Annotated in this window: 18 protein-coding genes; 12 read left to right on the top strand and 6 right to left on the bottom strand. The window is 72.2% G+C overall.

Annotated elements, in window-relative coordinates:
• The first annotated feature begins 199 nt into the window (after window positions 1-199).
• Window positions 200-610, top strand: a complete 411-nt coding sequence (locus ACZ69I_RS37295) for a rodlin (protein ID WP_470836956.1) — start codon at window positions 200-202, stop codon at window positions 608-610.
• A gap of 58 nt (window positions 611-668) precedes the next feature.
• On the opposite strand, the gene ACZ69I_RS37300 is transcribed toward ACZ69I_RS37295, so the two are convergent.
• Complete coding sequence (locus tag ACZ69I_RS37300) at window positions 669-860, bottom strand: hypothetical protein (protein WP_467674265.1); 192 nt, start codon at window positions 858-860, stop codon at window positions 669-671.
• Between the two features lie 206 nt (window positions 861-1066).
• Between ACZ69I_RS37300 and ACZ69I_RS37305 the strand changes: the two genes are divergently transcribed.
• The 4 genes from ACZ69I_RS37305 (at window position 1067) to ACZ69I_RS37320 (ending at window position 3090) form a co-directional block, all read left to right on the top strand.
• On the top strand, window positions 1067-1474 hold the full coding sequence (locus ACZ69I_RS37305) for a rodlin (RefSeq protein ID WP_470836957.1): 408 nt from the start codon (window positions 1067-1069) through the stop codon (window positions 1472-1474).
• A gap of 198 nt (window positions 1475-1672) precedes the next feature.
• Window positions 1673-1894: a hypothetical protein gene (locus tag ACZ69I_RS37310; RefSeq protein WP_470836958.1), complete on the top strand. Its 222-nt coding sequence runs from the start codon at window positions 1673-1675 to the stop codon at window positions 1892-1894.
• Window positions 1895-2051: 157 nt separating this feature from the next.
• Window positions 2052-2450, top strand: a complete 399-nt coding sequence (locus ACZ69I_RS37315) for an ATP-binding protein (protein WP_467674271.1) — start codon at window positions 2052-2054, stop codon at window positions 2448-2450.
• A 145-nt stretch (window positions 2451-2595) separates the two neighbouring features.
• Entirely contained in the window at window positions 2596-3090 is a 495-nt protein-coding gene (locus tag ACZ69I_RS37320) for a hypothetical protein (RefSeq protein ID WP_470836959.1), read from the top strand.
• 9 nt (window positions 3091-3099) lie between these two features.
• Here ACZ69I_RS37320 and ACZ69I_RS37325 read toward each other — a convergent pair whose 3' ends face one another.
• The 3 genes from ACZ69I_RS37325 to ACZ69I_RS37335 are packed head-to-tail and all read right to left on the bottom strand — an operon-like array spanning window position 3100 to window position 4672.
• Window positions 3100-3426: an Asp23/Gls24 family envelope stress response protein gene (locus ACZ69I_RS37325; protein ID WP_470836960.1), complete on the bottom strand. Its 327-nt coding sequence runs from the start codon at window positions 3424-3426 to the stop codon at window positions 3100-3102.
• Entirely contained in the window at window positions 3423-4094 is a 672-nt protein-coding gene (locus ACZ69I_RS37330; RefSeq protein WP_470836962.1) for an Asp23/Gls24 family envelope stress response protein, read from the bottom strand. Before ACZ69I_RS37330 ends, ACZ69I_RS37325 begins: the two co-directional genes overlap by 4 nt.
• On the bottom strand, window positions 4085-4672 hold the full coding sequence (locus ACZ69I_RS37335) for an RNA polymerase sigma factor (RefSeq protein WP_467674279.1): 588 nt from the start codon (window positions 4670-4672) through the stop codon (window positions 4085-4087). Before ACZ69I_RS37335 ends, ACZ69I_RS37330 begins: the two co-directional genes overlap by 10 nt.
• Before the next feature lie 223 nt (window positions 4673-4895).
• On the opposite strand from ACZ69I_RS37335, the gene ACZ69I_RS37340 reads away from it, so the two are divergent.
• The 5 genes from ACZ69I_RS37340 to ACZ69I_RS37360 all read left to right on the top strand — a co-directional run bounded on the left by ACZ69I_RS37340 (window position 4896) and on the right by ACZ69I_RS37360 (window position 8596).
• The gene (locus ACZ69I_RS37340; RefSeq protein ID WP_467674281.1) at window positions 4896-5414 is read left to right on the top strand and encodes an Asp23/Gls24 family envelope stress response protein; all 519 of its coding nucleotides are present in this window, start codon (window positions 4896-4898) and stop codon (window positions 5412-5414) included.
• A gap of 76 nt (window positions 5415-5490) precedes the next feature.
• Window positions 5491-5676: a hypothetical protein gene (locus ACZ69I_RS37345; protein WP_389717571.1), complete on the top strand. Its 186-nt coding sequence runs from the start codon at window positions 5491-5493 to the stop codon at window positions 5674-5676.
• The gene (locus ACZ69I_RS37350; protein WP_470836963.1) at window positions 5673-6713 is read left to right on the top strand and encodes a DUF6286 domain-containing Asp23/Gls24 family envelope stress response protein; all 1041 of its coding nucleotides are present in this window, start codon (window positions 5673-5675) and stop codon (window positions 6711-6713) included. Before ACZ69I_RS37345 ends, ACZ69I_RS37350 begins: the two co-directional genes overlap by 4 nt.
• A complete protein-coding gene (locus ACZ69I_RS37355) occupies window positions 6710-7300 on the top strand; it encodes an Asp23/Gls24 family envelope stress response protein (RefSeq protein WP_467674285.1) in 591 nt (196 codons plus the stop codon). The genes ACZ69I_RS37350 and ACZ69I_RS37355 overlap by 4 nt, the downstream gene beginning before the upstream one ends.
• Window positions 7301-7588: 288 nt before the next feature.
• Complete coding sequence (locus ACZ69I_RS37360; protein ID WP_470836964.1) at window positions 7589-8596, top strand: hypothetical protein; 1008 nt, start codon at window positions 7589-7591, stop codon at window positions 8594-8596.
• 12 nt (window positions 8597-8608) lie between these two features.
• Here ACZ69I_RS37360 and ACZ69I_RS37365 read toward each other — a convergent pair whose 3' ends face one another.
• Window positions 8609-9424, bottom strand: coding sequence for an RNA polymerase sigma factor SigF (locus ACZ69I_RS37365; protein ID WP_467674289.1), 816 nt, complete (start codon window positions 9422-9424; stop codon window positions 8609-8611).
• A 301-nt stretch (window positions 9425-9725) separates the two neighbouring features.
• Between ACZ69I_RS37365 and ACZ69I_RS37370 the strand changes: the two genes are divergently transcribed.
• Window positions 9726-10259, top strand: a complete 534-nt coding sequence (locus ACZ69I_RS37370; RefSeq protein ID WP_467674293.1) for a GNAT family N-acetyltransferase — start codon at window positions 9726-9728, stop codon at window positions 10257-10259.
• Here ACZ69I_RS37370 and ACZ69I_RS37375 read toward each other — a convergent pair.
• Window positions 10245-11099 (bottom strand): class I SAM-dependent methyltransferase, encoded by an 855-nt coding sequence (locus tag ACZ69I_RS37375; protein WP_467674295.1) that lies wholly within the window; start codon window positions 11097-11099, stop codon window positions 10245-10247. The two genes, ACZ69I_RS37370 and ACZ69I_RS37375, sit on opposite strands and share 15 nt — an antisense overlap.
• A 99-nt stretch (window positions 11100-11198) precedes the next feature.
• Here ACZ69I_RS37375 and ACZ69I_RS37380 point away from each other — a divergent pair, with 99 nt between their 5' ends.
• Window positions 11199-13037 (top strand): S9 family peptidase, encoded by a 1839-nt coding sequence (locus ACZ69I_RS37380; RefSeq protein WP_467674833.1) that lies wholly within the window; start codon window positions 11199-11201, stop codon window positions 13035-13037.
• The last annotated feature ends 45 nt before the right edge of the window (window positions 13038-13082 follow it).

Raw genomic sequence — 13082 nt, forward strand, 5'->3', positions numbered from 1 at the left:
GCCTGCTCAACTCCGCACTCCACGTTTGGTTCCGGGCATTCACTCCATCGGATCGTCGACGGGCGGCGCGGCGACAGAATCAGTCATCCCGGCGAGTTGTCGCACATTGGGCCATCGGAGTGAATTTCAGCAACCCCTACAGTTCCGGGCAGTTGCTCAGGGTGCTCCGAGGACGGGGCTAACTCAGAGAGGAACACCTGTGATCAAGAAGGTTATGACCGCGGCTGCGGTCACGGCTTCCGTCGTCGGCATGTCCGCCGCCGCAGCGCCCACGGCCCTCGCCATCGGCAACGACGGCGGTACGGAGACCATGAGCGGCAACAACGCCATGCAGTCCTTCGGCAACTCGGCCACGCACGGCAACATGAGCCCCCAGATGGCGCTCATCCAGGGCTCGTTCAACAAGCCCTGCATCGCCCTGCCGGCCAAGCTCAACCTGCAGAACATCGTGGGCCTGGTCAACGTCGGCATCCAGGACATCCCGATCCTCTCCGCGCCGCAGACCCAGCAGTGCACGGAGAACTCGACGCAGGCCAAGGGCGACGAGCCGCTCTCGCACATCCTGGAGGACCTGCCGATCCTGTCCGGCAACGGAGTCAGCAACCACTGACACACGCACACCTTTCAGTGGGCCGCCATCTTCCACATGGGCGGCCCACTGTTCTGTTTCAGTGCCGGGGCCAGGGGTCGCGCTCGACCAGCATCCGCCATTCGGGGTCGGGCCGGCCCGGGACGGTCTTTCCCTGCGCGTGGTAACTCCTCAGCAGGGACTCGTAGATGGGGTCGGTGCGGCTCTCCGGGGACTGTCTGCTCGTCGGAATGACACCCAGCCGCTGCCATGGTCCTGTGCGGTCAGCCATTTTTCCTCGCCGAGAGTGGGGAGCGTCGAGCGTCTCCGTTTTCGTTCCTGCCGCAGTATGCGACGAAACGGTGCCATTGAGAGGAAAGGCTGACGTTCAGCATATTTATCCACCGAACGGTTCAATCGCCGCAACCCCCGCCCCACAGCTCAGTTGGTCACGATGCGGCTCCGGAGTGGAGCCTCACTCGAAGGGATCTCCTCACCATGAAGAAGCTGCTCGCAACGACCCTCGTCGCCCTGTCGGCCGCCGGTCTGGGCGCCACCGCGACCCCGCAGGCCATGGCCGTCGGCGACGACTCGAACACCCAGTCCGTCAGCGGGAACAACGCCGGGCAGTCGTTCGGCAACTCCGGCACCAAGGGCAACATGAGCCCGCAGATGACCCTCGTCCAGGGTTCGCTGAACAAGCTCTGTGTCGGCCTCCCGGTCAAGGCCAACATCCAGAACATCGTCGCCCTCGTCAACGTCGGCGTTCAGGACATCCCGATCCTCTCCGCGCCGCAGATGCAGCAGTGCGTCGAGAACTCGACGCAGGCCAAGGGCGACGAGCCGCTCTCGCACATCCTGGAGGACATCCCGCTCCTCTCGGGCAACGGCACCGCCAACCACTGAGCCGAGCGCCCCGCCATGGCCGGGGGCATCGCCGGGGAGGGCCCGCACACCGCTGTCGGCGCCCTCCCCGTTCCTCCGGTCGTGTCACTCGTCCAGCCGCGTTCGGCGGGCGGGCCCCGAAAGGACCGTTCAGCGTGGTGAGCGTTCGTGCACGCACTTTCGATGCGTGCACACGCCCCCACACCGAAGGGTTCGACTATGAAGCGCATAGCCCGTGCCGTGTCCATCGCCGGCATCACCGCCGCGCTGGCCGTCCCGGCCGTCGGCGTCGCCGCCGCGGCGCCCGCTGTCACCGCTGCTCCGGTCACTCAGCAGTCCGACGCCCGGGACTGGGACGACGACTGGGACCACCACCACCACGGTCACCACCACCACCACGACCACGACCACCTGCTGGACCTGGACCTGGGGCTGCTCTGACGCCACGGTGTGAACGGTGGCCGCCACGGTTTTCCGTGGCGGCCACCGCGCATTTGATCACTAATCGGGCGAAACACTCGAACGCCGCGTGTGGGCGCACCGTCGTGGGGCAACCGAAGAGAAACAGTTCCCACAAGATCGGTGGAAGTGATGCGCTGTGACGACCGTCAGCTCGCCGGACACCGCACCCCTCACCTGGCCCGCGGGCCCCGGAGCCGCCCGGGACGTCGTGCGCGCCCTGTTGCGCCAGGGCACCCAGCACGTCGGTGAGACGGCCCTCGCCGATGCCGTCCTGGTCACCTCGGAACTCGTCACCAACGCGATCCGGCACGGCGGCGGACTGCGCGGCTTCGCGTGCCGCATGCTGCCCGGGACCGTCGAGATCGAGGTCGACGACGGCAACGACGAGGTCCCGGTGACCCGCCCCCGTACCGGCCTCCTCATCAGCGGCGGACTCGGCTGGCCCTCCGTGTGCCGCCTGGCCGACGAGGTGAGCGTGACGCACCTGCCCGGCGGCGGGAAACGCATCGTCGCCCACGTCCCGCTGGCGGCCTGAGCCCCCGCCCCCGCCACCACTCCGCTGGACCAGCCGGAGCGCCCCGCGCCGTGTGGCTACCGGGCGGGCCGGGGACGCCGGGGTTGCATGGGGGCCGTACGCCTCCCGCCCCAAGGAAAGGCCGGTCCCCGCGGTGCAGCGATTCGTGAAGACAACCCTTGTGACAGCGGTCGCCGCGGCGACGGCGCTGCTGCCCGGCGCGGCGGACGCCGCCGAACGGCACGCGGTCACCGTGACGCCCACGGCCCGGGCCGGCGCGGACGGGAGGACGGCCGTCGTCTCCGGTACGTACACGTGCGAGGGCTACACCGGTCCCGTACGGCTCAGGGTCTCGCTGCGGACGGAACGGACGCGCCCGCTCAACGCGACCGAGACCGAGACCGTGAAGAACCTCTTCCAGTGGCTCGGCGTCCCCGGGGTTCCCGTCCCGAAGACGAGCACGTCGACGACCGCCAACATCCGTACGCTCGACGGGACCTGCGACGGCAGCGCCACGCCCCACCGCTGGGAGTACAGCTTCTCCGGCCCCGCGACCAAGGACACCAAGGGCTCGGTCACCGTGACGATGACCGCCGAGGACTCCCGTACGGCCGAGGCCAGGCAGCTCGCCCAGACCTCGGGCGACGTCACGTTCGCCTAGGGCCCTTGGTCACACGCGGCCGGTGACCGTCACCGTCACACGCGGCGGTTCCGCGTCGCCGGTCCGCAGCGCCTCGGTCACCGCGGCGCGCACCTCGCGGGTGACGTCCACCGCCCGGTGGCCGCGGCGCAGGACGACGTGGATGTCGGCGTGCCATCTCCCGGAGCCTTCGCGGGCGAGCCGGACGCCCGCGGAGCGCGCCACTCCCCTCGTCAGCAGGTGGGAGGAGCGCAGGAGTTCGGCGAGGCCGGGGCGGAGGAAGGCGACGCCGGGCGTGCCGAGCACCGCTTCCCGTACGTCATCGGCCCGCGCACCGGAAGTGAGTCGTTCCGTCACGGCTGCCGCCTCTCCACGCTGTCGTCGTCGGTACTGTCGGTGCTGTCAGTGTGGTCGGTGATGTCCGTGATCGTCACGTCGACGGCGGCGACCCGCAGGCCGAGTTCGGTGTCCACCGCCTCCAGGACCCGGCCCCTGACCCGCTCCGCGACCTCCTGGAGGTTCCAGGTGAGGGGCACGGCCACCGCCACCCGGACCCGGACCGGGCCGCGCGGCCCGCTGCCCGGGGCGAGCGGCTCGATGCGGCAGCTGCCCGCCCGTACCCCTGACAGGGTCTCCGCGGCGGCGCGGACGGTCCGGGCCGCCGCGGCCTCCACGATCCACGCGTCCTCGTCCTCCTCGCCGAGCGGCAGCGTGCGGCCCGGCCGCAGTTCGAGGCGGACCACGTCCATGACCCGGCCGACGAGCGCGGTGGCGTCGGCCTCCGGCTCCCGCGGTTCCGTCTCGCGGGCGGCCGACACGACGTCCTCGAGGCGCCGCAGCGTGTCCAGCGCGCCCGCGCAGTGCGGGCAGGTCTCGGCGTGCGGATCGGCCTCGCCGTTCTCCGCGCGCTCCCAGACGCTCCACACGTCGCGTCCGCAGGGCAGCAGTTCGTTCGGTTCGTCCGTCATCTCTCCGTCCGGCCCGTGGTGCACCCCGTCCGGCCCGTGCTCCTCGTTCATCGCCATGCGGCCATCGCCTCCGTGAGATAGCGCCGCGCGCGGAAGACGCGGCCCCGTACCGCCTCCGGGCTGATGCCGACCGTCTCCGCGATGGTTTCGTAGGCGAGGCCGTTGAGCTCACGCAGCACCCAGCACACGCGCTGTTCCGGGGACAGCCCCTCCATCGCCTTGCCGAGGGCCGCCACCGCGGCGTGCGACTCGGCCACCCGGGCGGGCGAGGCCTCGTGCTCCGGCGCCTGCGGCTCGGGCACCTCGCCCAGGTCCACGGAAGGGCGGCGGGCCCGCAGCACGTTCAGGCACCGGTTCGTGACGATGCGGTGCATCCAGGTGCCGAAGCGCGCGTCGCCGCGGAACTCCGGCATTTTGCGCCAGGCGCTCACGAACGACTCCTGCACCGCGTCCTCGGCCTCCGTGCGGCTGCCGAGGAGCCGCGTCGCGAGCCGCAGGAGTCCGGGCGCGTGACGGCGCACGAGCTCCTCGAAGGCCTCCTCGTCGCCCTCGGCGGCCCGTACGGCCAGCAATCCGTCGTCGCGCGGGGAGGACACGCCGGCGTCCTCCCGCGCCCCGTCCCGGTCCCCCGGCACACGCGGCTCCTCTCACTCACGTCGTCCTCCTACGACACTGCGGCGTCCGGCCGCGTTACGCGAGACGGGCGGGCGGATCACGTGGAGGAGAAATCCGGCCGAGCCGCGTAACGAATCGCACACGCGGGGGTCAGACGAGCAGCGGTACGGGCACCCGGCTTCCACCGAGCGCTCGGACAGCAGACGGACGGCGACACGTCCCTGACGACGAGGAGATGGCTTCATGACGCCTCAGGAGATCACTTCGAAGACGGCCACGTCCGGTGACGACACGGCCTTCACCGGCGGCGCGCGCCAGAGCGTGCCGGGCAGCACCACCGTGGCGGGCCGCACCGGGGCCGCCGAACCCGCCGCGACCCGCGGCAAGACCTCCATCGCCGACGTGGTGGTGGTGAAGATAGCCGGGACGGCGGCCCGCGAGATCCCGGGCGTGTACGACATGGGCGGCGGACTCTCCCGCACGCTCGGCGCCGTCCGCGACCGGGTCCCGGGCGGCCGCCCCAACGTCGGACGCGGCGTGAAGGTCGAGGTCGGCGAGCGGCAGACGGCGATCGACCTGGACATCGTCGTCGAGTACGGCGTGCCCATCACCGACGTCGCCCACGAGGTGCGCGAGAACGTCATCGCCGCCGTGGAGCGCATCACCGGCCTGGAGGTCGTCGAGGTCAACGTCGCGGTCAACGACGTCCGGCTGCCAGACGACGACAGCGCGGACTCCGGCGGCGAGACGCGCGTGGAGTAGGCATTCCGCGGCAGGCCCGGGGTACCGCAGCGATGTCCCCCTTCAGTGATGTCCCTTCTGTGGAGTGAGGTGAGTGGTGAGCACAGCTCTGACAGGCCTGGTCGCCGGGATGGCCCTCGGGTTCGCCGGGTGGTTCGGCGGCTTCGGCGCCTTCCTCCTGGTCGCCGCCCTCGGCGCGGTCGGCTTCGTCGTGGGGCGCTTCGTGGACGACGGCACGGACATCCGGGGCTTCCTCGGCGGCCGTGACCGGGGGCGGCGATGAGTACGCCCGCGGGGGAGCGCGGCTCGACGAGCGTCGCCGACCGTGCGGTGCGCCGGATCGCCGAGCGGGCGGCCACGGAGGCGCTCGCGCCCGGCGAGGTCCGGGCCACCCGGAGTTCGGCGTCGGTACGCGGGCGCCGGGCGCGGGTCGCCGTCACCGTGACGCTGCCCTACCCCGAGGTGCTCGACGAGGCGGGCGAACGCGTGCGGGCGCACGTCGCCGACCGCACGCAGCGGCTCACCGGACTCGTCGTGCCCTCGGCGCGGGTCCGGATCTCGGGGCTGCGCCCGCGGGCGCGGGCCGATGGGAGCGAGGCCCCGGTGACGGAGCAGGTGACGGGGCAGGAAGGCGGCGCGGCGGACGGCGGCAGGGTGTGGCGGCCGTGGTCCCAACGGCGGCTGCCGGTCGGGATGTTGGCGTTGGCGGCGGCCTTGGTCTGTGGCGTGCTCCTGTACGACGTGCTGGCCGTGCACGCGGCCGGGCGGTCGCCCGGCCGGTGGCGGACCGGTCCGGTGGAGTGGCTCACCACGCACGGCCCGGCCGACAGCGCGTGGCCGGGCCTGGCGGCGGCGCTCGCCGTGCTCGGCCTCGGCGTGTGGCTGCTGGTGCTCGCCGTCACACCCGGGCTGCGCGGCCGGTTCCCCCTGCGCGAGCCGCTGCCGGACGTGCACGCGGCGCTCGACCGGGGCACGGCGGCGGCGCTGCTGCGGGACGCCGTGACGGAGTTGCCCGGGATCACCCGGGTACGGGTCGGTGTCGGCCGCCGCCGGGTCCGCGTGCGCGCCGGGCTGGCTTTCGGCCATCTGGAGGCGGCGCGGGGCGAGTTGGCCGACACGGTGGCGCGGGCCGTGGCGAGCTGGGGAGCGGCCCGTGCGCCGCGCGTCCGGGTCCGGCTGCGCCCGGAATCCGCGTGGCGCGCGCCCGCGGTACGGGAGAGGGGCGCGGCGCCGGTGCTGGTGCCGGAGGCCGACTCGGGCGGCGACGGTGACGCGGAGGTTTCCGGGGGCACCGGTCGGCGGGAAGGCACGGGCCGATGAGCCGCTTGCGTACCTGCGCCAACCGCACCGCCCTGCTCTGCGCGGCCGTGGCGCTGATGGCCTCGGGCGCCGTGCTGGCGTCCGCCACCGGGCCCGTCCGCGACCGGCTGCCGTCCGACTGGCCCCGGCCTGGCGGCGACCGGGCCTGGGTCTGGGCCGACGCGCAGGACCTCGTCCGGTGGCGCGAGCACGGCTGGTGGACGCCCGCCGTGATCGCCGCGCTCTCCGTCGGCGTACTCCTGTTCCTGGCCCTGACCGTGGCCCAGGCCCGCAGCGGGCGGCTGCGCGAACTGCCGCTGGGGCAGGCGGGCGTCACCCTGTCCGGGTCCGCCCTGGCTGATGCGATGGCCGAGCGTGCGCGTGCCGTCGACGGGGTGGCCGACGCACGCGTGCGTCTCCGGGGGAGCCCCCGTCGGCTGCGGGCCCGCGTCACGCTGGTGCTGCTGCCGGACAGTTGCCCGGAGGCGGTCCTCGGTCTGCTGGCCCGGCACACGGTGGCCGAGGCGCGAGCGGCGGCGGCGCCCCGCCCGCTGCGGGTCGACGTACGGCTGACGATGCGGTCACACAAGTCGAGACGGCTGCGCTGAGGGCGTCACCCGGCCGTGGCACCCCCGTCACCCGGCGGGGTCGCCTTGTATGAACGATTCTGCAGCAGTCCTCCGTCTTTCCTCTCTGCCGACTGTATGGCTGTCGGGCCGGAGAACAGACCCGTTCGGCGGGCATCCCACCCGGATGCCGACACCGGACGGAGCAACCGTGCGACCAGCTGTCAGGCGATAAGAATGACTCGCCAGTTGATCGTAGGAGTAGGGCCGACCGGAGTACTCGACGGCAAGCGCCATTTCCTTCAAAGACGTTGATCCGTTCAGCCGGTCATGGAACTCAGGGACCGGCTTGAGCGACATGCCGTACTCGCGGACATGTACTGCGAGGCCAACGAACGTGTCGTGGACGCGCAGTTGACACTGGAGGAGCTGAGAAAGAACAGGAATCGTGTGCTGGCGGCCCTCGCCGTCACCCTCGGCAGCGACACCGGAGCCGCGCACGTGCTCGGCCTGCCGGAGCGCGACGTCCGCACGGCACGCAAGTCCGTGAACCGCGAGGAGGCCCTCGACCTGGCGACCAACGCGCTGGAGCTGCTGGCCGCCGAGACCGCCGCCGCGCCGGCCGTCTCCTCCGCGGACCGGCCACCCGCCGCCGCGGAACCGTTCGGGACACAGGACGCGAGAGCCGTGCCGGAGCCGGTCTCCCACCCACCCGAACCGGCGGCGACGCCGCCCCCCGCCCGGGAGACCGTCGCGATGCCCACGCCCACGCCTGCCCCCGCGACCGCGCAAGCACCCGTGGCCGCACCGCAGCCGCCCGTGGCCACCACTGTTCAGCCGGCCCCCGCGGCCGCACCCGCTGCCCCGCACGTGCAGGTCGCGGCTCCCACGTCGGTACCCGAAGCCGTCTCGTGGACCGCGCCGATGGACCACCTGCTGGTCCAGGGCTGGCACGAGGGGGTGAACCCCAGCGTGCTCGCCACTCAGCTGGGCTGCGATCTGTCGGCACTGGCACTCAGGGTGCAGGAGCTCTCCTACGCGGAGAGCGCACCCGCCCAGGCTGCCTCGGCCCAGGCCGATGTCCGGACAGGAGGTGACACTTGGGAGCCCGCGCAGGCTCCCTCGCGACAACCCGGGCGCCACCGGCGCCACCGAGCCAACGGGACTCCTCATGGCCTTTTCCCGCAAGAGACGATGAGTCACCAGCAGGAGGCGCGCCATCAGGAGGCGTGCCGACAGGACCTGGGCTACCACCCTTCGTACGCACCTCAGGGGCAGCCCGCGGGCTACCACCTCCCCTACGGAGACGTGCAGCACGCGTTCTCCGTAGGCATGTGATCCGCAGGCGGGTCAGGTCTGGGCGAGCATTCCGGCGCGGAGCTTGCCCAGGGTGCGTGTCAGGAGCCGCGAGACGTGCATCTGGGAGATCCCGAGGACCTGGCCGATCTGCGCCTGCGTCATCTCCTGGCCGAAGCGCATCTCGATGATGGTGCGCTCGCGCTCGTCCAGTTGCTCTATGAGGGGTGCCAGCGTGTGCAGTTCCTCGAAGAGGTCGAGCGCGGGGTCGTCCTCGCCCAGGACGTCGGCGTAGTCCCGCCCCTGCGTGCCGTCGTCCTGGCCGACGGGGACGTCGATGGAACCGGCGGTGTAGCCGTTCGAGGCGACGAGGCCGTCGTTGACCTCGCGCTCGGTGAGGTCGAGGTGCTCGGCGAGTTCGCGGACGGTGGGCTCGCGGTCCAGCTCGCCGCCCAGCTGCTCCTTGGCCCGTGCCAGGTCGACGCGGAGCTCCTGGAGGCGCCGCGGCACGTGGACGGCCCAGGTGGTGTCCCGGAAGAACCTCTTGATCTCTCCGGTGATGTAGGGCAGCGCGAAGGTGCTGAACGCCACGTCACGGGAGAGTTCGAAGCGGTCGATGGCCTTTATCAGGCCGATCGTGCCGACCTGCACGATGTCGTCCGCGTCGGTGCTGCCGCCGCGGAAGCGGGCGGCCGCGAACTGCACGAGCGACAGGTTCATCTCGATCAGGGTGTTGCGCGCGTACTGGTATTCGTGCGTGCCCTCTTCGAGGAACTGGAGCCGGTCGAAGAAGATCTTCGACAGGGCCCTCGCGTCCTTGGGAGCGACACTGCCCGCGTCTTCCACCCACGGCAGCTCGCTGCTGGACATCTCTTCCCAGGGGCTCGCAGCGTGTTCTGCCTCATCCGTCGATGTGGCAGTCAACTGTGTAGGCAGCCTCACAAGTTCACCTCTGGTGGGGGGACATCGGGGACAACTGTCGGGACGACAACAGTGCGCCTGCCCAATCGCGGGCGGGTTAAGCGCCTTGATCACCATAGAAGTTCACGGGCTGCTCGCCCAACCCCGGTTACGGCCCGTCGCGCCGTTCCGCTGGCCGGTCCGTGCTGTCACCATGCGGAGTCCAGGGTGTAGGGGGAGTCGCCCTCAGCAGGGCGGGCGGGAGGCGCACATGTCGGACGTGTTCCTGAGGCGGTTGAGCCGCTGGCAGGCGGAGCAGCAGCGGGAGGCCGTGGCGGACCTCTACGCGGAGGCGTATCGGGGAACGGTGGGGGCCGAGTACCGCGACCGGCAGGACTTTCTTCGCCGCTTCGCACACGATGTGCAGCAGACGGACTTCGAGATGGTCGTGGCCGACGCGTCGGGCCTGGTCGGCTGTCTCTACGGATACCGCGCGGAGCGCAGCGGCGAGTGGTGGGAGGGGTTCCGGAGCGTCCTGCCCACCGAGGCCGGGGAGCAGACCGCTTCGGGGCGGGTGTTCCGGCTGAGCGAGCTGCTCGTGACGCCCGCCGGCCGACGGGCGGGCGTCGCCTCCCGGCTGCGGACGCTGCTCCTCACCCGGCACACGTCCGACGTCGTCGTCGCCGTCACCCGGCAGGACGACGACCTCGGGCGTGAGGTGCTGCAGGCGTGGGACTGGCGGAAGCTGGGCGAGTTCGCACCCGGCAGGGAGGGCTGGCTGCGGCCGCCGTCACCCCTGCCGTGAGGCGGGCCGGGGGCCCTGGGGCCTGCTCGCCTTCAGGGAGTACATGAGCGGGACGCGCGGCCGGCCGGCGGGGAACCGGTAGACGCCGTCGCGCTCTTCGAGCGCGCCGAAGCGCTCGAAGAGCGTCTCGTCCCGCTCGTGCAGGAAGTCGATGCGCAGGCCCGTGGCGGCGAGCGCGGAGACGACGTCGCCGATGGGGTGCTGCCACTCGACGCTGCGGTTGTGGACGGTGGGGGTGACGGAGTCCGCGTAGCCGCCGGAGGCCTCTTCGATCCAGGCGTCGCGCGCGAAGTAGTCGTGCTCGACGCGGGAGCCCGTCGCGTCGTCCAGGACGTCGGTGAGCGGATGGAACTCGGCGAGGTAGAGGAAGCCGCCGGGCGCCACCAGCGAGGCGGCGGTCTCCGCCCAGCGCCGGATGTCGGGCAGCCAGCCGAGCGCGCCCACCCCGGTATAGACGATGTCGTACGAGGGGTCGGGCACCGCCACGGCCGCGTCGTACACGTCGGCGGCGACGAAGGTGGCCTGCTCCGGAGTGAGGCCGAGCTCGGCGGCGAGCTCGCGGCCCGCCTCGACGGCGGGCTCGGAGAAGTCGAGCCCGACCACGCGGGACGCCCCGTGCCGCGCCCAGGAGAGCGTGTCGAGTCCGATGTGGCACTGCAGGTGCAGCAGGGACTTTCCGCGTACGTCACCCACTTCCGTGAGCTCGTAGTCGCGCAGCGGGTCCTTGCCGGCGCGGAAGGCGTCGAGGTCGTAATAGCTGCTGGCGAGGTGGAGGGGGACGCGTTCGTCCCAGCGCTTCCGGTTGGTCTCGCGCCAGTCGGTGGGCGTCGGGGAGTACATGGTCGAAAAGTTATCCACAGGCTGGGGGCTCCCGCCAGCGAATTGTCGGCGGGGACAGGCACTATGGGGGGCATGAGCGAGACGGGTGCGACGAGCGCAATGAGTGCGACGGAGGCGGCGAAGGCCACGGCGGCGGGGTCCGGGGGGCCGGACGCCATGCCGGACTGGGAGAAGCGGTTCAGGGCGCCGCGGGTGTCGCTGCCGGACTGGGCGGAGGACGCCCCGCAGCGCTCCCTGTTCGTGTCGAACGCGACGGGGACGTACGAGCTGTACGCGTGGGACCGCACGACCGGCGCCCAGCGCCAGGTGACCGACCGGCCGAACGGCACGACGGACGGCGCGCTCTCGCCCGACGGCGAATGGATCTGGTGGTTCAACGACAAGGACGGCGACGAGTTCGGCGTGTGGCTGCGCCAGCCCTTCGGCGGCGGCCCCGACGAGCCCGCCGTGCCGGGCCTGGAGGCCTCGTACCCCTCGGGTCTGGCCCTCGGCAGGGACGGCCGCACGGTGGTCGTCGGCCGCTCCACGGACGACGACGGCTCGACGATCCACGTCGTGCGCCCCGACGGCACGGGCCCGGTCGAGGTGTACCGCCACCGCGAGTCGGCGGGCGTCGGCGACCTCTCGCACGACGGCACGCTGATCGCCGTGGAGCACACGGAGCACGGCGACGCGATGCACTCCGCGCTGCGGGTGATCCGCCCGGACGGCTCGACGGTCGCCGAGCTGGACGACACCGAGGGCGGCACGGTCGAGCTGGGCCTGGAGGTCCTCGGCTTCGCGCCGGTCGACGGCGACTCGCGCCTGCTCATCGGGCACCAGCGGCGCGGCCGCTGGGAGCCGCTGGTGTGGGACGTGGCGACGGGCGAGGAGAGCGACCTCGCGCTCGGGCTGCCGGGCGACGTGAGCGCGGAGTGGTATCCGGACGGCTCGGCCCTGCTCATCGCGCACGGCTTCGAGGCCCGCGGCGAGCTCTTCCGGTACGACCTCGCCTCGGGCGCGCTGGACCGCATCGAGACGCCCGCGGGCTCCGTGTCGGGCGCGACGGCACGCCCCGACGGCGCCGTGGAGTACATGTGGTCGTCGGCCGCCGAGCCGCCGGTGGTCCGCTCGACGGCGGGCGGTGTGGTCCTGGACCCGCCCGGCATGAAGGCACCGAAGTCCGTGCCGGTGGAGGACGTGTGGGTGGACGGGCCAGGCGGCCGCATCCACGCGCTGGTGCAGCGGCCCGCGGGCTCGTCGGGGCCGCTCCCCACGGTCTTCGAGGTGCACGGCGGCCCCACCTGGCACGACAGCGACTCCTTCGCCGCCGGCCCGGCGGCCTGGGTCGACCACGGGTACGCGGTGGTCCGTGTGAACTACCGCGGTTCCACGGGGTACGGCCGCGCGTGGACGGACGCCCTCAAGCACCGCGTCGGCCTCATCGAGCTCGAGGACATCGCGGCGGTGCGGGAGTGGGCGGTGACGTCGGGCCTCGCGGACCCCGACCGCCTGATCCTGGCGGGCGGCTCCTGGGGCGGCTACCTCACCCTGCTCGGCCTCGGCACGCAGCCGGACGCCTGGGCGGTGGGCCTCGCGGCGGTGCCCGTCGCGGACTACGTGACGGCGTACCACGACGAGATGGAGGCCCTCAAGGCGATGGACCGCACGCTGCTCGGCGGCACGCCAGAGGAGGTCCCCGAGCGCTTCCGTGCGTCGTCCCCGCTGACGTACGTGGACGAGGTCAAGGCCCCCGTCTACATCTCGGCGGGCGTCAACGACCCGCGGTGCCCGATCCGCCAGATCGACAACTACGTGGACCGGCTGGCCGCGCGGGGTGCGGTGCACGAGGTCTACCGGTACGACGCGGGCCACGGGTCACTGGTCGTGGACGAGCGGATCAAGCAGGTCGCGCTGGAACTGGAGTTCGCGGCGCGTCATGTGGGGACGCCCGCGTAAGGGGCAGCTGCCTCTACCTCACCCGAATCCACCCCCCGCCCAAGC

The sequence above is a fragment of the Streptomyces sp. NPDC036815 genome (assembly GCF_055609205.1).